Raw genomic sequence first — 20312 nt, 5'->3', positions numbered from 1 at the left:
TTTGCGTCCACACTTACTCCATCGAAACGAACTGAGGGTGAAAACAATGATCTACTTACGCAAAGCAAACGAACGTGGTCACGCGAATCATGGCTGGCTGGACTCATGGCATTCATTCTCGTTTGCCGACTACTACGACCCGAACTTCATGGGCTTCTCCGCACTGCGCGTGATTAACGACGACGTGATTGATGCGGGCCAGGGCTTCGGTACCCACCCGCACAAAGACATGGAAATCCTGACCTATGTGCTGGAAGGCGCGGTTGAGCACCAGGACAGCATGGGCAACAAAGAGCAGGTTCCGGCGGGCGAGTTCCAGATTATGAGCGCGGGTACCGGGGTGCGTCACTCTGAGTACAACCCAAGCAAAACGGAAAAACTGCACCTGTATCAAATCTGGATCATTCCAGAAGAGACCGGCATCACGCCGCGCTACGAGCAGCGCCGCTTCGACGCGAAACAGGGTAAACAGCTGGTGCTCTCCCCGGATGCGCGTGAAGGCTCCCTGAAAGTGCATCAGGATATGGAGCTGTACCGCTGGGCGCTGGCGAAAGACGAACAGTCTGTCCATCAGATTGCCGCTAACCGCCGCGTCTGGATCCAGGTGGTGAAAGGTGAAGTGTCCATCAACGGCACTAAAGCAACCACCGCCGATGGTCTGGCCATCTGGGATGAGCAGGCGCTCTCCGTGCATGCCGACAGCGAAAGCGAAATTCTGCTGTTTGACCTGCCGCCGGTGTAATAAAACATAAATAAATACCCATCCTTCCCTTTGACAGGGGAAGGATGGGCTTTGTCCGTGATAAACTGAGCAAATCTCTCACTTCAAGATTTCTCAGGACGATGAAAAAGAAACGCCCCGTACTTCAGGATGTCGCCGATCGCGTCGGTGTGACCAAAATGACGGTCAGCCGTTTTTTACGTAACCCGGAACAGGTTTCCGTGGCGTTACGTGGCAAGATTGCCGCTGCCCTTGATGAACTGGGTTATATCCCCAACCGCGCACCCGATATTCTCTCCAATGCGACCAGTCGTGCGGTGGGCGTCCTGCTTCCATCCCTGACCAACCAGGTTTTCGCCGAAGTATTGCGGGGAATCGAAAGCGTCACCGATGCTTTTGGCTACCAGACCATGCTCGCCCACTATGGGTACAAGCCGGAACTGGAAGAGGAACGTCTTGAGTCGATGCTTTCCTGGAACATTGACGGCCTGATTTTAACCGAACGTACCCACACTGCCCGCACGCTCAAAATGATCGAAGTGGCGGGTATCCCTGTGGTGGAGCTGATGGACAGCCAGTCGCCGTGTCTCGATATTGCCGTTGGGTTCGATAACTTTGAAGCGGCGCGCCAGATGACGGCGGCCATCATCGCCCGTGGGCATCGTCATATCGCCTATCTGGGTGCGCGTCTTGATGAACGTACTATCATCAAACAGAAGGGATACGAGCAGGCGATGCTCGACGCAAACTTAACCCCGTACAGCGTGATGGTGGAGCAGTCCTCTTCCTATACGTCGGGTATTGAGCTGATGCGTCAGGCGCGACGCGAGTATCCGCAACTGGACGGTATTTTCTGTACCAACGATGACCTGGCGGTTGGCGCGGCGTTTGAGTGTCAGCGTCTGGGGCTAAAGATCCCTGATGATATGGCGATCGCCGGTTTCCACGGCCACGACATTGGCCAGGTGATGGAGCCGCGTCTGGCGAGCGTCCTGACCCCGCGTGAACGTATGGGCCGTATTGGCGCAGAACGCCTGCTGGCGCGCATTCGTGGTGAGGCAGTTACCCCGAAAATGTTAGATTTAGGTTTCACCTTGTCACCGGGTGGATCTATTTGAACTGACAAATTTGAAGTAGCTCACACTTATTCACTTCGCGCACGTTTGGATATTGCTTCTCTTTTGCCCCGGCAGGACAATGTTACCGATAACTGTTACCCGTAACAATTGACTGAGGGACACCCTTTGAGCACGACTAATCACGATCACCACGTCTACGTCCTGATGGGCGTTTCCGGTAGCGGGAAATCAGCCGTAGCCAGCGAAGTGGCGCATCAACTCCAGGCTGCGTTCCTTGATGGCGACTTCCTCCATCCGCGCAGCAACATCATGAAAATGGCCTCCGGCGAGCCGCTGAACGACGACGACCGCAAACCGTGGTTGCAGGCGCTGAATGACGCCGCGTTCGCTATGCAGCGTACCAATAAAGTCTCCCTGATCGTCTGCTCTGCGCTGAAAAAAACCTACCGCGACCTGCTGCGCGACGGTAACCCGAACCTCTCTTTCATCTACCTGAAAGGGGATTTCGAGGTGATTGAAAGCCGTCTGAAGGCGCGTAAAGGTCACTTCTTCAAAACCCAGATGCTGGTGACGCAGTTCGAAGCGCTGCAGGAGCCGGGTGAAGACGAGAAAGACGTCTTAGTGGTTGATATCGATCAGTCACTGGAGGGTGTTGTTGCCAGCACCATCGAGGTCATTAATAAAAGGCAGTAAGTTTTGAGTACATTAACGCTAGTTTTGACAGCAGTGGGTTCCGTGTTGCTGCTGCTGTTTTTAGTGATGAAGGCGCGTATGCACGCTTTTGTTGCTTTGATGGTGGTTTCTATAGGTGCAGGTCTCTTTTCCGGTATGCCGCTCGACAAGATCGCCGCGACGATGGAAAAAGGGATGGGCGGTACGCTGGGCTTCCTGGCGATTGTGGTCGCGCTGGGCGCGATGTTTGGCAAGATTTTGCACGAGACGGGCGCGGTCGACCAGATTGCCGTCAAAATGCTGAAATCCTTCGGCCACAGCCGCGCGCACTACGCGATTGGCCTGGCGGGCCTGATTTGCGCGCTGCCGCTGTTCTTTGAAGTGGCCGTTGTGCTGCTGATAAGCGTCGCGTTCTCCATGGCGCGCCATACCGGCACAAACCTTGTGAAGCTGGTTATTCCACTGTTTGCGGGCGTGGCGGCGGCCGCGGCGTTTCTGCTGCCTGGGCCTGCGCCGATGCTGCTGGCGTCCCAGATGCACGCTGACTTTGGCTGGATGATCCTGATTGGCCTGTGCGCGGCAATCCCGGGAATGATTATTGCCGGTCCGCTGTGGGGCAACTTCATCAGCCGTTACGTTGAGCTGCATATCCCGGATGACATTACCGAGCCGCACCTGGGCGAGGGCAAAATGCCGTCCTTCGGCTTCAGCCTGTCGCTGATCCTGCTCCCGCTGGTTCTCGTGGGTCTGAAAACCATCGCCGCGCGCTTTGTGCCGGTGGGTTCCAGCGCCTATGAATGGTTTGAGTTCATCGGGCACCCGTTCACGGCGATCCTGGTGGCCTGTCTGGTGGCGATTTACGGCCTGGCGATGCGTCAGGGGATGCCAAAAGACCGGGTGATGGAGATCTGCGGTGCCGCGCTGCAGCCTGCGGGGATTATCCTGCTGGTGATCGGTGCCGGCGGCGTGTTCAAGCAGGTACTGGTGGATTCCGGCGTGGGCCCGGCTCTGGGCGAAGCGCTGACCGGGATGGGCCTGCCGATTGCGGTAACCTGTTTCGTATTGGCTGCGGCGGTACGTATCATCCAGGGTTCCGCAACCGTGGCGTGTTTAACCGCCGTGGGTCTGGTGATGCCGGTGATTGAACAGCTGAACTACTCCGGTGCGCAGATGGCCGCGCTGTCTATCTGTATCGCGGGCGGTTCGATTGTGGTTTCTCACGTTAACGACGCGGGCTTCTGGCTGTTCGGTAAATTTACCGGCGCCACCGAAGCGCAAACCCTGAAAACCTGGACGCTGATGGAGACCATTCTCGGCACGACGGGTGCAATTGTCGGGATGATTGCCTTTACGCTGCTCAGCTGAGGGCGGTGATTTAACAAGGCTAAAAATAAGGCCCGGTAGCGTCAGCGCTTACCGGGCCTTTTTATTATCCAGGGCGTCAGGCCGGGCCATAACCCGGCATTGCGTTACTCGCCCTGCGTGGCGCTCTCAATCGTCAAACGCACGTCCGAGGTAATCAGCTCTGCCAGCATCTGGTATACCTTCAGCGTCTCTTCCGGCTCGGCATCACCCGTATCGCTGATGAAGCCTTCATCGCGCAGCGTCAGGACCAGGGAACTGAAGACCGCTTTGTCGAAGAATTCAGGGGCGTTAATGCCGTGCAGAACGGACAGGCGCTGGGCCAGCGTCCGGCTCTCTTTCTCCAGCGTACCGCGGTTGATTGACGGGTTCGCACTCAGCAGCCAGAACGTAATGGCGTAGCGCTGCAGCGTTTCGCGCGCACCGGCCGCCAGCAGCTGCAGGGTGCGGGAGCGTGACGGGTTGATGTGCAGCTCATCGTTCGTGACGGTGATCAGCCCCTGGCGACGCAGCTCTTCCGTCAGTTTATCCAGCTCGCCCGCCAGCTCATCCTTACTCCAGCGCAGGAACAGCTCCGCTTTCAGCATCGGATAGAGCGTTTCAACGTGACGCAAGAGTTCCTGACGCGAGATACGGCGATGCTGGGTGATGATAGCCGCCATGAGCGACGGCAGCATCAGCATATGGGTGATGTTGTTTCGGTAGTAGGTCATCAGCACTGCCTGCTCGCGCGGCAGAATGATGATGTCGCCGATCGTGTCCTTTTCGACTTCAAACTTGTTCATCTGCAGCGCGTGATCGATAAGCTCACTGGCGGTCGCAGAAGGCACGGTTGAATCAACGGAATACGGCACGTTGCGCATCATGTCCAGATAGCAATCCAGCTGCTCCGTGAGCTGTTCACGGGTCAGCGAGCGCTGACGCGAAGCCAGAAGCGCCGTACAGCACAGGTTCATGGCGTTAGCCGCACCGGCGTTGTTAATGCGCACCATCAGCTCGGACGCGATGCCGTTGACCGTTGGCGTCAGCCAGGCCGGACGAATTGCTTCGATAGGATCGATGGATTCCCGCCACTCGGGAACGTGATGGTTCAGGTATGTCATCAACGGCATTGGTTCGCCAAAGTTCACGTAGCCCTGACCGAGATTGCGTAGCTTGCTCAGGCCGCGCAGCATCTGCGGCAGGCTCTCTTTCTCTTTGGTCGCACCGCGCAGCTCTTTGGCGTACGTGCCCACTTCCATCACGTGCTCATAGCCAATGTAGATTGGCACCAGCGTGATGGGGCGGGTTCCTCCGCGCAGCATCGCCTGGATGGTCATCGACAGCGTGCCGGTCTTCGGATCGAGCAGACGTCCGGTACGGGAACGACCGCCCTCCACGAAGTACTCCACGGAATAGCCGCGGCTGAACAGCTCGCCCAGATACTCGCGGAACACGGTGGAGTAGAGCTTGTTGCCCTTGAAGGTACGACGGATAAAGAATGCGCCCAGGCGGCGGAAAATTGGACCCGCTGGCCAGAAGTTCAGGTTGATACCGGCAGCAATGTGCGGTGGTACCAGCCCCTGATGATAGAGCACGTAGGAAAGAAGCAGGTAGTCCATGTGGCTGCGGTGGCAGGGAACATAGACAATCTCATGGCCATCATGCGCCAGCTGACGTACACGCTCGGCGTTATGAACGTTGATGCCCTGGTAGAGACGGTTCCAGGTAAAGCCGAGAATACGATCGGACAGGCGAATCATCTCGTAAGAGAAGTTCGCTGCAATCTCTTCCATCAGCGCAATGGCGTTCTGCTGGGCTTTCTCATGCGATATTTTCTTGCTGCGCGCTTCGTCTTCGACGGCGCGGGCAATCGCTTTGGAGGCCAGCAGCTTGTTGAACAGATCCTGACGCGCCGGGAGACGCGGCCCAACGGCAGCAAGGCGCTGGCGGGCGAAGTGCATACGCGCCACGCGCGCCAGTTTTTGCGCGATGATCTTGTCGGTGCCGTGTTCGTCCGCCATGCGACGCAGCGAAACGGAAGGGGAGAAACGCACAAAGCTGTCGCGCCCCAGCCAGGAGACCGCAAAGAACTTCTGGATGCCGTTAAGCATGCGCAGCGGCGGGTTCTCTTCACCTTTTTCACGGCCCGGACGACGACCAAACATCACCGATACCGGCACCATCTGCACATCCAGATCGGGGTTGCTGCGGTGCAGGTCGAGATAGTCATGGAACAGCTTGATGGACTCTTCTTTTGGCGTGTAGTAGGTAAACACGCGCGGTCCACCGTGAATGAACACATAGCGCGGCAGCAGCGTCCCGTCAACTTCCAGCGGTTCAAGCGGGTCAGGTAAGTCATGCGCCAGACACTGGGCGCGAAGCGTCAGTAAGTCTGCCTTCGAGTTATAAGGCAAAACGTACATAATAGGACGTGACGTATCGAGCCCCAATTCCAGCGCGGGTTCTGCTGGGATAGACTTGCTTTTTACCAGGATGCTTAATGGTAAATTAAGTAATTTGTAGTAAATTCGTGGCCAGCCGGACATAAACGATGTAAAGCCTCTGGTTAATAATGCAATTGCGGCGCAAGGATAACAGAAAGCGCGCAAAATTTCTGTTGTTACCCGTCATACTTCAGGCTGTAGCGAAACGCGCTACAGTTCCTGTTACTGACGCTTTTTTTCATAAAAGGTTCTTTTAATGGCCAATAATACCACTGGGTTAACGCGTATCATCAAAGCCGCCGGCTATTCATGGAAAGGTTTCCGTGCCGCGTGGATCAACGAAGCCGCCTTTCGCCAGGAGGGCGTCGCCGCTATCATCGCGGTGATCGTCGCCTGTTACCTTGATGTTGATGCTATTACCCGCGTACTTCTTATCGGTTCCGTGCTTCTGGTGATGATAGTGGAAATTCTTAATAGCGCTATTGAGGCCGTGGTTGATCGCATTGGTTCAGATTTCCATGAACTTTCTGGCCGTGCAAAAGACATGGGCTCTGCTGCCGTGTTGCTGGCGATTATCACTGCCGCTATCACCTGGGTCACGCTGCTTTGGTCACATTTCCGATGAGCCTCGAGGAATAATTAAGTCCCTGGTTTTTTGTGCAGTTTTTGGTTCCAAAATCGCCTTTGACTGTATATACTCACAGCATAACTGTATATACACCCAGGGGGCGGAATGAAAGCGTTAACGACCAGGCAGCAAGAGGTGTTTGATCTCATCCGGGATCATATCGGCCAGACGGGTATGCCACCCACGCGTGCGGAAATCGCGCAGCGTCTGGGTTTCCGTTCTCCAAATGCTGCCGAAGAACACCTGAAAGCGCTGGCGCGTAAGGGCGTGATTGAGATTGTTTCGGGCGCGTCACGTGGTATCCGCCTGCTGGTGGAAGAAGAGACGGGCATTCCGCTGGTGGGGCGTGTTGCTGCCGGTGAGCCTTTACTGGCACAGCAGCATATTGAAGGCCATTACCAGGTCGATCCAGCCATGTTCAAACCGAGCGCTGATTTCCTGCTGCGCGTCAGCGGTATGTCGATGAAAGACATCGGTATTCTTGACGGCGATCTGCTTGCGGTGCACAAAACGCAGGATGTACGTAACGGCCAGGTAGTCGTCGCGCGCATTGATGATGAAGTCACCGTCAAACGTCTGAAAAAACAGGGGAACACCGTTCAGCTACTGCCTGAAAACAACGAGTTCTCCCCGATTGTGGTCGATCTTCGCGAACACAACTTCTCTATCGAAGGGCTGGCGGTTGGGGTCATTCGCAACGGCGAATGGCTGTAACCTCTTCCTGACAGGCTATGGCGCCGCTGTAGCCTGCTTCATTCTCCACACCCGGTATTTTTCATGTCACTGCTGACGGCATCCGATAAGGCATTGTGGCGTCTTGCTCTTCCGATGATCTTCTCCAATATTACCGTTCCCTTGCTGGGTCTGGTCGATACGGCCGTTATTGGCCATCTTGATTCGCCTGTTTATCTTGGCGGCGTGGCGATTGGCGCGACGGCAACCAGCTTCCTGTTTATGCTGCTGCTCTTTTTGCGTATGAGCACCACCGGGCTCACGGCACAGGCTTATGGTGCAAAAGATCCGCTGCGTCTGGCGCGCGCGCTGGTCCAGCCGCTGATCCTCGCGCTTGGCGCGGGGGCGTTAATCGTTTTATTGCGTGCGCCCCTGATCGACCTTGCGCTTCATGTTGTTGGCGGCAGCGAGGCGGTATTAGAGCAGGCGCGACGTTTCCTTGAAATCCGCTGGCTCAGCGCGCCCGCGTCACTGGCTAACCTGGTTCTGCTGGGGTGGCTATTGGGCGTGCAGTACGCCCGTGCACCCGTGATTTTGCTGGTGGTGGGTAACCTGCTCAATATCGTTTTGGATGTCTGGCTGGTCATGGGTCTGCATATGAACGTGCAGGGCGCGGCGCTGGCGACGGCGATTGCCGAGTACGGAACCTTTATTATTGGCCTGTGGATGGTCTGGCGCGTGCTGGCGATGCGCGGCATCTCCCTGGCGCTGCTCAAAACCGCATGGCGCGGCAATATCCGTAAGCTGCTGGCGCTTAACCGAGACATCATGCTGCGCTCGCTGCTGCTTCAGCTCTGCTTCGGAGCGCTGACGGTCTTCGGGGCTCGACTGGGGCCAGAAATCGTTGCGGTCAACGCAGTATTGATGACGCTACTGACCTTTACCGCCTACGCGCTGGACGGTTTTGCCTATGCGGTAGAAGCGCATTCCGGGCAGGCGTACGGTGCGCGCGAAAGCGGGCAGCTTCGGGACGTCTGGCGGGCAGCCTGCCGCCAGTCGGGACTGGTGGCGCTGGCGTTCGGTATGGTTTACGCCTTCTTTGGTGAGCAGATCGTTGCATTGCTGACGTCTATCCCTGCGCTGCGCGAGCTGGCGAGTCACTATCTCATCTGGCAAGTCGTCTTACCGGTGGTCGGCGTCTGGTGTTATCTGCTGGACGGCATGTTTATTGGTGCGACGCGCGGAGCGGAAATGCGTAACAGTATGGCGGTTGCAGCGGCCGGGTTTGGTCTGACGCTGCTGACGCTCCCCTGGCTGGGTAATCACGGTTTGTGGCTGGCCCTGGCCGTTTTCCTCTCGCTGCGAGGGTTGTCGCTGGCGTTTATCTGGCACCGCCACTGGCAAAACAATACCTGGTTCTCTTCACGTCACGATATATCGTGACGGTTAAAGATTCCGAATATGAAACCAACTGCCGAATCCTTAACTACAATAATTATCACGTCCAGCAGAAAAGAACGTAACGGACGTTACGACCCGACGCTTAACTTAAGAGGACACGATGATGAATAAAGACGAAATCGGCGGCAACTGGAAGCAGTTCAAAGGTAAAGCGAAAGAAAAGTGGGGTAAGCTGACGGATGACGATATGACCGTCATTGAAGGTAAACGCGATCAGCTTGTCGGTAAAATTCAGGAACGTTACGGCTACGCGAAAGATCAGGCGGAAAACGAAGTCAAAGACTGGGAAACCCGTAACGACTACCGCTGGTAACGTTGAATAACCCACAGGGCGGCTCTAAGCCGCCTTTTCTTTTGCCGTTAACGCGGCTTTTTCTTCACAAGAATTGAGTGGTCGTGCTGGCACGCGTCCTGATGACGACAGGCTTCCACCTCCACGCACGCGGAACAGAGCCCGTGCGCCTCAATCACGTTATGACGCAGGGCAAACCCCATTTTCGCTGCCAGCGTATGCATAATGTCTTCCACGCCTTCCGCAGCCTCTTCTTTCACCACGCCGCAGCGGTCACAGATAAACATCGCCGATGTGTGGGTGGGCTGATCGAACAGATGGCACAGCACATAGCTGTTGGTGGATTCCACCTTGTGCACGAACCCTTGTTCAAGCAGGAAATCCAGGGCGCGATAAACCGTTGGCGGCTTTGCCTGCGGCTCGCTTTCGCGGAGAAGATCGAGCAGATCGTAGGCGCTGATGGCACCCTGCTGCAGGCTCATCAGACGTAATACTTCAAGGCGCTGCGGAGTCAGGCGCACATTGCGTTGCGCGCACAGCTTTTCGGCCTGCGCTAACAGCTCTTTTGTGGACTTATCCATGTAGCACCCCGGATGTTATAGGACGGAAAACCCCCACTTTATCATGTTCTGGTAAAAACACCGAGATCCGCCAGTCTGTGCTATACCTGACCCATTACAAACCGGGAAATAAACAATGAAAAAACCTGACTGTATTCGGCACTGGCGCGACGTAGAAGGTGCGGATGATTCGACCTATCCAGATAGCGATGAGCTTTTTTCTATCGGCGCCCCGTTGGCTCGTAAGCTTGGGCTCAGGCGCATTGGTATCCATCATGAGCGTTTGCCGCCCGGGCGCAGAACGTCCTATCCGCATGCTGAAAGCGATGAAGAAGAGTTCATTTATGTGCTCGAAGGTTATCCAGAAGCGTGGATAAATGGCTATCTATGGAAACTTGAACCTGGCGACAGCGTGGGATTTCCTGCCGGAACCGGTATCTGCCACACATTTATCAACAACACGGAGGAAGAGGTGCGGTTGCTGGTCGTAGGCGAGGCCAACAAGAAGCACAATCGCATCTACTATCCACTCAACCCCGTGTATGCCGCTACCCGTGAGGATCGCTGGGTAGACCACCCACCCCAGTTTTTTGGACCGCATGATGGAAAACCTGGGAAAAAATAATTTCCTCATCTATAAATATTGAGGGCCGTCACAAAATATAACAGGCCGTAAGGGAGTTTTACTTAGGGACAGAAATAGCGGGTCTTTTACTACTTATTCACAGCAATAGTTCGTTCCTGTTTGGGTGATAACAGACAGGGGTTATTTCATAACAGACTATAACGGGCATACTGTGAAAAAAAATTTTAAATTTTCGGTGGTTAGCATTGCTGTCTCCTTGTTTATGGCAAATCAGGCGGGAGCAGCCAATACCTGGACAGAATCACGGAGTGACGCCATGGGCGGGACGGGCGTTGCCTCCGGGAGCTATGGCAGTGGGGCGTTAATTAACCCGGCGCTGCTGGCAAAGGCAAAACCAGACGATGATGTGACGGTCATCTTGCCAGCCGTTGGGGTGCAGGTGACGGATGAAGACAATCTTCAGGACGAGATTGATACCATCAACGACAAAATTAATCACTACAAGGATGTGGTTGATGACCTCACGCCAAGGGAGATTATCACTAATCCGTTAGGTTCCATTAATCAATTCCAGGGCGCGGCCAAAGATCTCGCCGATGAGCTGGACTATCTCAAAGGCAAAACCGCACGCGCGACGGCAGGAGCAGGGCTTGCGGTGAGTATCCCTAACGATGTGCTTTCCGTGGCCTTTATGGCGAAAGGCTATGCTCATGGCCGGGTTAGCTCGTCTATCGATCAGCAAGATATTGATTATCTGCGCGGTATTCAAAGAAGCAAAGTGGTGGCTGCCGGTGTTGCCCTGGACGCTGCGCTGAACGGCACGGATCAGATCACTAAAAACCTCAACTCAACAGCGTCTGGCCGGGCGGCGATTGTGTCTGACTACGGCGTTGCCGTTGCCCGTCAGTTTGACCTCGGCGGCGTCCCGGTTTCCGTAGGCGTGACGCCAAAACTGCAAAAAACCTGGGTCTATAACTACACCACCTCAATCTACGATTACGACAGTAACAAGTGGAACGACAGCCGCTACCGCACAGACGATACGGGCTTTAACGTCGATGCCGGTATTGCGGCTGATTTCGGCGAGAACTGGACGGTCGGCGTGAGTGGCCAAAACCTGATGTCGCGCGATATCGACACCAAAGATATCCGTATCCGCAACGGGCGGACGGGAGAAGTGGTGAGCTATAAAGATACCTACCAGATCCGTCCGCTGGTGACCGCCGGAGCCGCCTGGCACAACGATCTGGTGACGCTGACCGCCGATGGCGATTTGACGGAAACCAAAGGATTTAAGAGCGAAGATACGTCGCAGTATGTTGGCGTGGGTGCCGAGGTGACGCCGCTCAGCTGGCTGGCGGTGCGTGCGGGTTATCGCGCGGACGTGAAGGGTAACGACAGCAATGTCTTTACCGGCGGTGTCGGTTTCGCGCCATTCAGTACCGTTCATGTTGACCTGATGGGCCTGTACGGTGAAGACGAAACCTGGGGCGCAGGGGCCCAGCTGAGCATGACGTTCTAAAGTCCACCGGAGGCGCTGCGCCTCCGGCTTTTCTTTGTGCTATAGTAGCGCCCCTTTTCCACCAGATGCTTAAAACTTCGCCATGTCGTCAGAATCACAGACCGCTTTCCCTGCACACCGTTTCTCCATTGCGCCGATGCTCGACTGGACGGACAGACACTGCCGCTATTTCCTGCGCCAGCTCTCCCGCCATACGCTGCTGTACACCGAAATGGTGACTACGGGCGCAATCATCCACGGGAAGGGCGATTATCTGGCCTATAGCGAAGAAGAGCATCCGGTTGCCCTGCAGCTGGGCGGCAGCGATCCGGCCGCGCTGGCGCAGTGCGCGAAGCTGGCGGAAGCGCGCGGCTACGACGAGATCAACCTGAACGTTGGCTGTCCGTCCGACCGCGTGCAAAACGGCATGTTTGGTGCCTGCCTGATGGGGAATGCCCAGCTGGTGGCGGACTGTATTAAGGCGATGCGTGACGTCGTTTCCATTCCGGTGACGGTCAAAACCCGTATCGGCATTGACGACCAGGACAGCTACGAATTCCTGTGCGACTTCATCAATACGGTCTCCGGAAAGGGCGAGTGCGAGACGTTCATCATCCACGCGCGAAAAGCCTGGCTCTCCGGCCTCAGCCCAAAAGAGAACCGTGAGATCCCGCCGCTGGACTATCCGCGCGTGTATCAGCTGAAGCGTGACTTCCCGCACCTGACCATGTCCATTAACGGCGGCATCAAGTCGCTGGAAGAGGCCAAAGCGCACCTTGAGCATATGGATGGGGTGATGGTTGGGCGCGAGGCATATCAGAATCCGGGCATTCTGGCGATGGTCGATCGCGAAATCTTTGGCATCGAAGGCGCAGACACCGATCCGGTTGCCGTCGTGCGTGCGATGTATCCTTACATTGAGCGCGAGCTGAGCAACGGTACGTATCTCGGCCATATCACCCGCCATATGCTTGGCCTGTTCCAGGGCATTCCGGGCGCGCGCCAGTGGCGTCGCTACCTGAGCGAAAACGCACATAAAGCCGGTGCCGATATTGAGGTGCTGGAACATGCGCTGCGCCTGGTGGCAGACAAGCGATAACTTTCGCTAAAAGTTCGTCAAATTCACCACGCCCTGCGAACGCTCGCGGGGCGTTTTTCTTTAATTACAACAGGTTAATACTGGCATGATTCTTGTAATGCCTACTGCATTACTCGGGAACTCGTGGGAGAGCACCATGCTGGAACTACTTTTTGTGATTGGATTTTTTGTCATGCTGTTAGCGACAGGCGTTTCGCTGCTCGGCATTCTGGCGGCTATCGTGGTGGCGACTGTGGTCATGTTTATTGGTGGATTGTTTGCCCTGACAATCAAACTGCTGCCGTGGCTACTGCTGGCCATCGCGGTCGTGTGGGTGATTCGGGCGATTAAAGCGCCAAAAGTGCCCGGTTATCAGCGCAATAACCGCTTTCGTTACTAAGGTATTGAGGGGTTCGTCACATACTTGTAACTTTTCCGGCGGCAGGGCTTAGAACAGAATAGGATTTACTTATCGAATCTGTCACTATGACTGCCGTTAAAGAATTCATCGAGCTGTACCCTACATACAGCCGAACTAAAAAAAGAAAGGGCTTCCCACGGGAAGCCCAATTTCTTTTTGGGGCTCAGGGAATCAATAAACTCGACCCCTGCGTCGCCCGACTCTCCAGCACCTCATGCGCGCGCTGCGCATCGGTCAGCGCGAATTTCTGCGCCTCTGCCACGTCCACTTTGATGACGCCGCTGGCGATTAACGAGAACAGCTCGTTGCTGGCTTCCTCAAGTTCTTCCCGGTTGGTGATGTATCCTTGCAGGGAAGGACGCGTCACGTACAGAGACCCTTTCTGGTTCAGGATGCCCAGGTTAACGCCGGTCACCGCGCCTGACGCATTCCCGAAGCTTACCATCAGACCGCGACGCTGCAGGCAGTCCAGCGACGCTTCCCACGTGTCTTTCCCTACCGAGTCATACACAACGCGCACTTTTTTGCCGCTGGTGATCTCCTTCAGCCGCTCAACAATGCTCTCCTCGCGGTAATTAATCACCTGCCAGGCACCCGCCTGCAGCGCGCGCTGCGCTTTTTGTGCATTTCCGACGGTGCCGATCAGCTTCGCGCCCAGTGCTTTTGCCCACTGACAGGCGATGAGCCCGACGCCACCCGCTGCGGCATGAAACAGGAACTGCTCGTCGGGTTTAATTTCATAGGTTTTGCGCAGCAGGTAGTAAACGGTTAAACCTTTCAGGAACGAGGCTGCCGCCTGCTCAAAGGAGATGGCGTTAGGCAGCAGGGCGGCTTTATCCGCCGGGACGTTGTGGACGGAGCTGTAAGCGCCCAGCGCTGACTGCGCATACACCACGCGGTCGCCCTCTTTAATATGCTTGACCGCGCTGCCCACTTTGACGACGACACCGGCTGCCTCGGTGCCCAGGCCGCTCGGCATTGACGGAGGCGGGTAGAGACCGCCGCGAATATAGGTGTCGATGTAGTTTATGCCGATGGCTTTGTTTTCAACCTGCACTTCGTTTTCGCCAGGCGCGGCTGGGGTGAACTCCACCGCTTTCAGTACGTCTGGCCCACCGTGTTTCTGGAATTCAATGCGCGTTGCCATGCTCCCTCCGTAAGAAAAATATGGTAATCTTTCGACCCACTCTTTATCTCGGTAACTCCATTCACTATGGCAGGAAACAAACCCTTCAACAAACAGACTGAACCTCGCGAGCGTGATTTCCAGGTCGCAGGGTTAAAAGTCCCGCCGCACTCGATTGAAGCGGAACAGTCGGTGTTGGGCGGTTTAATGCTGGATAACGAACGCTGGGACGACGTCGCCGAGCGCGTCGTGGCGGAAGATTTCTATACCCGTCCGCACCGCCACATCTTTACCGAAATGGCGCGTCTGCAGGAGTCGGGCAGCCCGATCGACCTGATTACGCTCGCGGAATCGCTGGAGCGTCTTGGGCAGCTCGACAGCTGCGGCGGATTTGCCTATCTGGCGGAACTGTCAAAAAACACGCCTAGTGCAGCGAACATTAGCGCTTATGCCGATATCGTGCGTGAACGTGCCGTCGTCCGCGAGATGATATCGGTGGCGAACGAGATCGCCGAAGCCGGTTTTGATCCGCAGGGTCGCACCAGCGAAGACCTGCTCGACCTTGCTGAGTCCCGCGTCTTTAAAATCGCCGAAAGCCGCGCCAATAAAGACGAAGGCCCAAAAAACATCGCCGATGTCCTCGACGCCACCGTGGCCCGTATCGAACAGCTGTTCCAGCAGCCGCACGATGGCGTCACCGGCGTGAACACCGGCTATGACGATTTGAACAAGAAAACCGCCGGCCTGCAGCCGTCGGATTTGATTATCGTCGCCGCGCGTCCGTCGATGGGTAAAACCACTTTTGCGATGAACCTCGTCGAAAACGCGGCGATGTTGCAGGATAAACCGGTACTGATCTTCAGTCTTGAGATGCCCTCCGAGCAGATCATGATGCGTTCACTGGCATCGCTGTCGCGCGTGGATCAGACCCGCATCCGTACCGGTCAGCTCGACGATGAGGACTGGGCGCGCATCTCCGGCACCATGGGCATTCTGCTGGAAAAGCGTAACATCTATATCGATGACTCCTCCGGCCTGACGCCGACGGAAGTTCGCTCCCGCGCGCGCCGTATCGCCCGTGAACACGGCGGTATCGGCCTTATCATGATCGACTACCTTCAGCTGATGCGCGTCCCGTCGCTTTCAGACAACCGTACGCTGGAAATTGCCGAAATTTCCCGCTCGCTCAAGGCGTTAGCCAAAGAGCTGCACGTGCCGGTGGTAGCGCTGTCGCAGCTGAACCGCTCCCTGGAACAACGTGCCGACAAGCGCCCAGTCAACTCCGACCTGCGTGAATCCGGCTCCATCGAGCAGGATGCCGACTTAATCATGTTCATCTACCGTGATGAGGTTTATCACGAGAACAGCGACCTGAAAGGGATCGCCGAAATTATTATTGGTAAACAACGTAACGGCCCTATCGGGACGGTGCGTCTGACCTTTAACGGACAGTGGTCGCGTTTCGACAACTATGCCGGTCCTCAATATGATGATGAGTAATTTCTAAGGAATTCAAATGCAAGCGGCAACTGTTGTCATTAACCGCCGCGCTCTGCGACACAACCTGCAACGTCTGCGAGAACTGGCACCCGCCAGCAAGCTCGTTGCAGTCGTGAAAGCGAACGCTTACGGACACGGTCTTCTTGAGACCGCGCGAACGCTCCCCGATGCCGACGCCTTTGGCGTCGCCCGTCTTGAAGAAGCCCTTCGCCTGCGCGCGGGGGGGATTACCCAACCGATTCTGCTCCTCGAAGGCTTTTTCGAAGCCACAGATTTGCCGACCATTGCTGACCAGCATCTGCATACGGCAGTGCACAACGAAGAACAGCTGGCCGCACTTGAAACCGCCGAGCTGAGCGAGCCGGTGACCGTGTGGATGAAGCTCGACACGGGCATGCACCGTCTGGGCGTGCGTCCGGAGAGCGCGGAAGCGTTCTATCAGCGTTTATGCCGGTGCAAAAACGTGCGCCAGCCGGTGAATATCGTCAGCCATTTCGCCCGCGCCGATGAGCCCGAGTGCGGTGCGACCGAGCGGCAGCTGGATATCTTTAATACCTTCTGCGAAGGCAAGCCGGGGATGCGCTCGATTGCGGCATCCGGCGGTATTCTGCTGTGGCCGCAGTCGCATTTCGACTGGGCGCGACCGGGCATCATTCTCTACGGCGTGTCGCCGCTGGAGAACAAACCCTGGGGGCCGGACTTTGGCTTCCGGCCGGTTATGTCGCTGGTCTCTAACCTGATTGCCGTGCGAGACCATAAAGCGGGGGAGCCGGTGGGCTACGGCGGTACCTGGACCAGCGAGCGTGATACCCGTCTTGGCGTGGTGGCGATGGGCTATGGTGATGGCTATCCCCGCGCTGCGCCAACGGGTACGCCGGTTCTGGTCAACGGTCGCGAAGTGAAGATTGTCGGTCGCGTGGCGATGGATATGATTTGTGTTGATCTGGGGCCTGAAGCCCAGGATAAGCCTGGTGATGATGTTGTGATGTGGGGGGAAGGGCTGCCTGTTGAACGCATTGCTGAAATCACGAAAGTAAGTGCTTACGAACTTATCACGCGTCTGACCTCGCGGGTAGCGATGAAGTACATTGATTGAACCGCCAATGGAGTGAGGTTTTTATCCTCGCTCCAACTTTATTAACATCCTCTCGACCTTCTCCCACTTCCGGTTTATTGTTGAAATCCCTGCCTCATCGAATTCCGGAGAATCATCGCGTGTTTCAGAAAGTTGACGCCTATGCCGGCGACCCAATTCTCTCCTTAATGGAGCGTTTCAAAGAAGATCCTCGCAGCGACAAGGTGAACCTTAGCATCGGTTTGTATTACAACCACGAGGGTTTTATTCCTCAGCTGCAGGCCGTTGCCGAAGCCGAAGCGCGTCTGAACGCGGTTCCACACGGCGCGTCGCTCTATCTGCCGATGGAAGGGTTAAATACCTACCGCAGCACCATTGCGCCGCTGCTTTTTGGTGCCGATCACGCGGTGCTCGCGCAAAAACGCGTGGCGACCATCCAGACGCTGGGCGGCTCGGGTGCGCTGAAAGTGGGTGCAGACTTCCTGAAAAAATACTTCCCGGATTCAGGCGTGTGGGTCAGTGACCCGACGTGGGAAAACCACGTTGCGATCTTCGAGGGCGCAGGCTTCAAAGTGGCGACCTATCCGTGGTTTGACAGCGAAACTAACGGCGTGCGCGTTGAAGCGCTGCTGGAAAAACTGAACACCCTGCCGGAGCGCAGCATTGTGCTGCTGCATCCGTGCTGCCATAACCCGACCGGTGCGGATCTCACCAATGCCCAGTGGGATGCGGTGATTGAGGTGCTGAAGGCCCGTAATCTGATCCCATTCCTCGATATCGCCTATCAGGGCTTTGGCGCGGGTATGGAAGAAGACGCCTATGCCATCCGCGCCGCTGCCAGCGCCGGGCTGCCTGTTCTGGTGAGTAACTCCTTCTCTAAAATCTTCTCCCTGTACGGTGAACGCGTTGGCGGTCTGTCCGTGGTGTGTGAAGACGCCGAAGCGGCAGGTCGCGTGCTCGGCCAGCTTAAGGCGACGGTGCGTCGCATTTACTCCAGCCCGCCGAACTTTGGTGCGCAGGTGGTGGCGACGGTTCTCGGTGACGAAAAGCTAAAAGCGTCCTGGCTTGCGGAAGTGGAAGCGATGCGCCAGCGCATTCAGACGATGCGTCAGGAGCTGGTTAACGTCCTGAAAGAGGCCGTGCCGGGACATAACTTCGACTATCTGCTCAAGCAGCGCGGGATGTTCAGCTATACCGGACTGAGTGCGGCCCAGGTCGATCGTCTGCGCGAAGAGTTCGGCGTCTACCTGATTGCCAGCGGCCGTATGTGCGTGGCGGGCCTGAATGCCAGCAACGTTCATCGCGTGGCGCAGGCGTTTGCTGCTGTAATGTAAGTACTCACCAACTCACCCTCTCCCCGTGGGAGAGGGTCGGGGTGAGGGCATCAGGCCGCACAAAAACGTTGCCCGGCTTTTGTGATCGTCTTCTTTTTATTCCCCTTCATAAGCAAAAACTCCTTCCCTTCACCTCCCGCTGGGGTTATGGTCGGATAGTTTTTTGACCATCCGCTCAAATTAAAACGATAACAAACTGAATATTCAGGGGAAAATATGCGCAAGATCACACTGGCGCTCAGCGCCGCCTGCTTATTGTTCTCGCTTAATAGCGCCGTCGTCGCGCGAGCTTCTGCCCCGACGCCGCTTTATACCGGCACCACCGCCGCCATTCTTGCCGAGCAGGCACCCATTCACTGGGTTTCCGTGGCCCAAATCGAAAACAGCCTAATGGGCCGTGCGCCAATGGCCGTGGGTTTTGACATTGACGATACCGTGCTGTTCTCAAGCCCCGGCTTCTGGCGCGGTAAGAAAACGTATTCACCCGACAGCGAAGCGTATCTGAAGAACCCGGAATTCTGGGAAAAAATGAACAACGGCTGGGACGAATTCAGCATCCCGAAAGAGGTTGCCCGTGCGCTTATTGCCATGCACGTGAAGCGCGGTGACAGCATTTATTTTGTAACCGGCCGCAGTCAGACCAAAACGGAAACCGTCTCTAAAACGCTGCAGGATGATTTCCAGATCCCGGCGACCAGCATGAACCCGGTCATTTTTGCGGGTGACAAAGAGGGGCAAAACACCAAAACCCAGTGGCTGGAAAAGAAAAACATCAAAGTGTTTTATGGCGATTCGGATAACGACATTACCGCCGCACAGGATGTGGGTGCCAGAGGGATCAGGGTGTTACGCGCTTCTAACTCAACCTATCGCCCGCTGCCGATGGCCGGAAAGTTTGGCGAAGAGGTGATCGTCAACTCGGAGTATTGAGCCCCTGGCAGCGAGTTTGACTCTTTTTTAATCAAATCTCGCTGCTGCGGGTTTTACCTTTCGTCTTCTTGCTGCACACTTAGAAAGATTCATCTTTCATCACGGAGCAGCCTATGTGGTACCAACAGACCCTGACCTTAAGCGCGAAGCCACGCGGATTTCACCTGGTGACGGATGAAGTCATCGGGCAACTCCGCGACCTGTCGCACGTCAGAACGGGTTTGCTGCATCTGCTGCTTCAGCACACGTCCGCCTCTCTGACGCTGAATGAAAATTGCGATCCCACCGTCCGGTCCGACATGGAGCACCATTTTCTGAAGAGCGTCCCGGACAACGCGCCTTATGAGCATGACTATGAGGGGGCGGACGATATGCCTTCGCATATTAAATCCTCTTTGCTGGGCGTATCGCTGATGCTGCCGGTCCACAACGGGCGGTTGCTGTTGGGAACGTGGCAGGGGATCTGGCTGGGTGAGCATCGTATTCACGGTGGTTCGCGTAAAATTATCGCCACGCTACAAGGGGAATAAAGATGACAATTTCGGAGATACTTCAGTACTGCATGAGCAAGCCCGGCGCGGAGCAGAGCGTCCACAGCGACTGGAAAGCCACGCAGATTAAGGTGGGTGATGTGCTGTTTGCGATGGTGAAAGAGGTAGAAGGCCGTCCGGCGGCGTCGCTGAAAACCAGCCCTGAACTGGCGGATTTGCTGCGTCAGCAGCATGATGACGTGAGGCCGAGCAAGCACCTCAATAAGGCGCACTGGAGCACCGTCTATCTGGATGGATCGATTCCAGGATCACAGATTTACTACCTGGTGGATGCGTCCTATCAGCAGGCGGTTGAGCTGCTGCCGGAAACCACCCGACAGCAACTCTCCGTGTGACA

Annotated in this window: 21 protein-coding genes; 18 read left to right on the top strand and 3 right to left on the bottom strand. The window is 56.0% G+C overall.

Going from position 1 to position 20312, the window contains the following annotated elements:
* Window positions 1–46: 46 nt before the first annotated feature.
* From AC0TN7_RS01700 to gntU, 4 genes are all read left to right on the top strand, one after another.
* Window positions 47–742: a pirin family protein gene (locus tag AC0TN7_RS01700; RefSeq protein WP_000639796.1), complete on the top strand. Its 696-nt coding sequence runs from the start codon at window positions 47–49 to the stop codon at window positions 740–742.
* 101 nt (window positions 743–843) lie between these two features.
* Window positions 844–1839 (top strand): gluconate operon transcriptional repressor GntR, encoded by a 996-nt coding sequence (gntR, locus tag AC0TN7_RS01695; protein ID WP_024906706.1) that lies wholly within the window; start codon window positions 844–846, stop codon window positions 1837–1839.
* Between the two features lie 126 nt (window positions 1840–1965).
* On the top strand, window positions 1966–2493 hold the full coding sequence (gntK, locus tag AC0TN7_RS01690) for a gluconokinase (protein ID WP_008503362.1): 528 nt from the start codon (window positions 1966–1968) through the stop codon (window positions 2491–2493).
* A 3-nt stretch (window positions 2494–2496) separates the two neighbouring features.
* Window positions 2497–3837 carry a gluconate transporter gene (gene gntU, locus AC0TN7_RS01685; RefSeq protein WP_010436459.1) on the top strand — a complete coding sequence of 447 codons (1341 nt, stop codon included), beginning with the start codon at window positions 2497–2499 and terminating at the stop codon, window positions 3835–3837.
* 104 nt (window positions 3838–3941) lie between these two features.
* On the opposite strand, the gene plsB is transcribed toward gntU, so the two are convergent.
* On the bottom strand, window positions 3942–6362 hold the full coding sequence (plsB, locus tag AC0TN7_RS01680) for a glycerol-3-phosphate 1-O-acyltransferase PlsB (protein WP_024906708.1): 2421 nt from the start codon (window positions 6360–6362) through the stop codon (window positions 3942–3944).
* Window positions 6363–6516: 154 nt separating this feature from the next.
* Between plsB and AC0TN7_RS01675 the strand changes: the two genes are divergently transcribed.
* The 4 genes from AC0TN7_RS01675 (at window position 6517) to AC0TN7_RS01660 (ending at window position 9334) form a co-directional block, all read left to right on the top strand.
* Window positions 6517–6885, top strand: coding sequence for a diacylglycerol kinase (locus AC0TN7_RS01675; RefSeq protein WP_032650593.1), 369 nt, complete (start codon window positions 6517–6519; stop codon window positions 6883–6885).
* 108 nt (window positions 6886–6993) lie between these two features.
* Window positions 6994–7602 (top strand): transcriptional repressor LexA, encoded by a 609-nt coding sequence (gene lexA, locus AC0TN7_RS01670; protein ID WP_024906710.1) that lies wholly within the window; start codon window positions 6994–6996, stop codon window positions 7600–7602.
* A 63-nt stretch (window positions 7603–7665) separates the two neighbouring features.
* Entirely contained in the window at window positions 7666–9003 is a 1338-nt protein-coding gene (gene dinF, locus AC0TN7_RS01665) for an MATE family efflux transporter DinF (RefSeq protein ID WP_024906711.1), read from the top strand.
* A 121-nt stretch (window positions 9004–9124) separates the two neighbouring features.
* Window positions 9125–9334: a CsbD family protein gene (locus tag AC0TN7_RS01660; protein WP_024906712.1), complete on the top strand. Its 210-nt coding sequence runs from the start codon at window positions 9125–9127 to the stop codon at window positions 9332–9334.
* A gap of 47 nt (window positions 9335–9381) precedes the next feature.
* Here the strand turns inward: AC0TN7_RS01660 and zur are convergent, their stop codons facing one another.
* Window positions 9382–9894 carry a zinc uptake transcriptional repressor Zur gene (zur, locus tag AC0TN7_RS01655; protein WP_008503369.1) on the bottom strand — a complete coding sequence of 171 codons (513 nt, stop codon included), beginning with the start codon at window positions 9892–9894 and terminating at the stop codon, window positions 9382–9384.
* 115 nt (window positions 9895–10009) lie between these two features.
* On the opposite strand from zur, the gene AC0TN7_RS01650 reads away from it, so the two are divergent.
* From AC0TN7_RS01650 to pspG, 4 genes are all read left to right on the top strand, one after another.
* Window positions 10010–10498 (top strand): cupin domain-containing protein, encoded by a 489-nt coding sequence (locus AC0TN7_RS01650; protein WP_024906713.1) that lies wholly within the window; start codon window positions 10010–10012, stop codon window positions 10496–10498.
* Between the two features lie 172 nt (window positions 10499–10670).
* A complete protein-coding gene (locus AC0TN7_RS01645) occupies window positions 10671–11981 on the top strand; it encodes a conjugal transfer protein TraF (protein WP_024906714.1) in 1311 nt (436 codons plus the stop codon).
* Between the two features lie 82 nt (window positions 11982–12063).
* On the top strand, window positions 12064–13059 hold the full coding sequence (dusA, locus tag AC0TN7_RS01640) for a tRNA dihydrouridine(20/20a) synthase DusA (RefSeq protein WP_024906715.1): 996 nt from the start codon (window positions 12064–12066) through the stop codon (window positions 13057–13059).
* A 136-nt stretch (window positions 13060–13195) separates the two neighbouring features.
* On the top strand, window positions 13196–13438 hold the full coding sequence (pspG, locus tag AC0TN7_RS01635; RefSeq protein WP_024906716.1) for an envelope stress response protein PspG: 243 nt from the start codon (window positions 13196–13198) through the stop codon (window positions 13436–13438).
* A gap of 184 nt (window positions 13439–13622) precedes the next feature.
* On the opposite strand, the gene AC0TN7_RS01630 is transcribed toward pspG, so the two are convergent.
* Complete coding sequence (locus tag AC0TN7_RS01630; RefSeq protein WP_121932734.1) at window positions 13623–14606, bottom strand: quinone oxidoreductase; 984 nt, start codon at window positions 14604–14606, stop codon at window positions 13623–13625.
* A 66-nt stretch (window positions 14607–14672) separates the two neighbouring features.
* Here AC0TN7_RS01630 and dnaB point away from each other — a divergent pair, with 66 nt between their 5' ends.
* The 6 genes from dnaB (at window position 14673) to AC0TN7_RS01600 (ending at window position 20310) form a co-directional block, all read left to right on the top strand.
* Window positions 14673–16085 carry a replicative DNA helicase gene (gene dnaB, locus AC0TN7_RS01625; RefSeq protein WP_023310046.1) on the top strand — a complete coding sequence of 471 codons (1413 nt, stop codon included), beginning with the start codon at window positions 14673–14675 and terminating at the stop codon, window positions 16083–16085.
* 16 nt (window positions 16086–16101) lie between these two features.
* Window positions 16102–17181, top strand: a complete 1080-nt coding sequence (gene alr, locus AC0TN7_RS01620; protein WP_290094302.1) for an alanine racemase — start codon at window positions 16102–16104, stop codon at window positions 17179–17181.
* A gap of 119 nt (window positions 17182–17300) precedes the next feature.
* A complete protein-coding gene (gene tyrB / locus AC0TN7_RS01615; protein WP_024906719.1) occupies window positions 17301–18494 on the top strand; it encodes an aromatic amino acid transaminase in 1194 nt (397 codons plus the stop codon).
* Window positions 18495–18710: 216 nt separating this feature from the next.
* Window positions 18711–19424 (top strand): acid phosphatase AphA, encoded by a 714-nt coding sequence (gene aphA / locus AC0TN7_RS01610; RefSeq protein WP_024906720.1) that lies wholly within the window; start codon window positions 18711–18713, stop codon window positions 19422–19424.
* A gap of 113 nt (window positions 19425–19537) precedes the next feature.
* Window positions 19538–19954, top strand: a complete 417-nt coding sequence (locus tag AC0TN7_RS01605; protein WP_157188483.1) for a secondary thiamine-phosphate synthase enzyme YjbQ — start codon at window positions 19538–19540, stop codon at window positions 19952–19954.
* A 2-nt stretch (window positions 19955–19956) separates the two neighbouring features.
* On the top strand, window positions 19957–20310 hold the full coding sequence (locus AC0TN7_RS01600) for an MmcQ/YjbR family DNA-binding protein (protein ID WP_023310053.1): 354 nt from the start codon (window positions 19957–19959) through the stop codon (window positions 20308–20310).
* The last annotated feature ends 2 nt before the right edge of the window (window positions 20311–20312 follow it).

Source organism: Enterobacter sp. PL_is511 (assembly GCF_055816065.1).
Note: the sequence above shows the minus strand (reverse complement) of the source record. Positions and strands in the feature narration are given on the sequence as shown.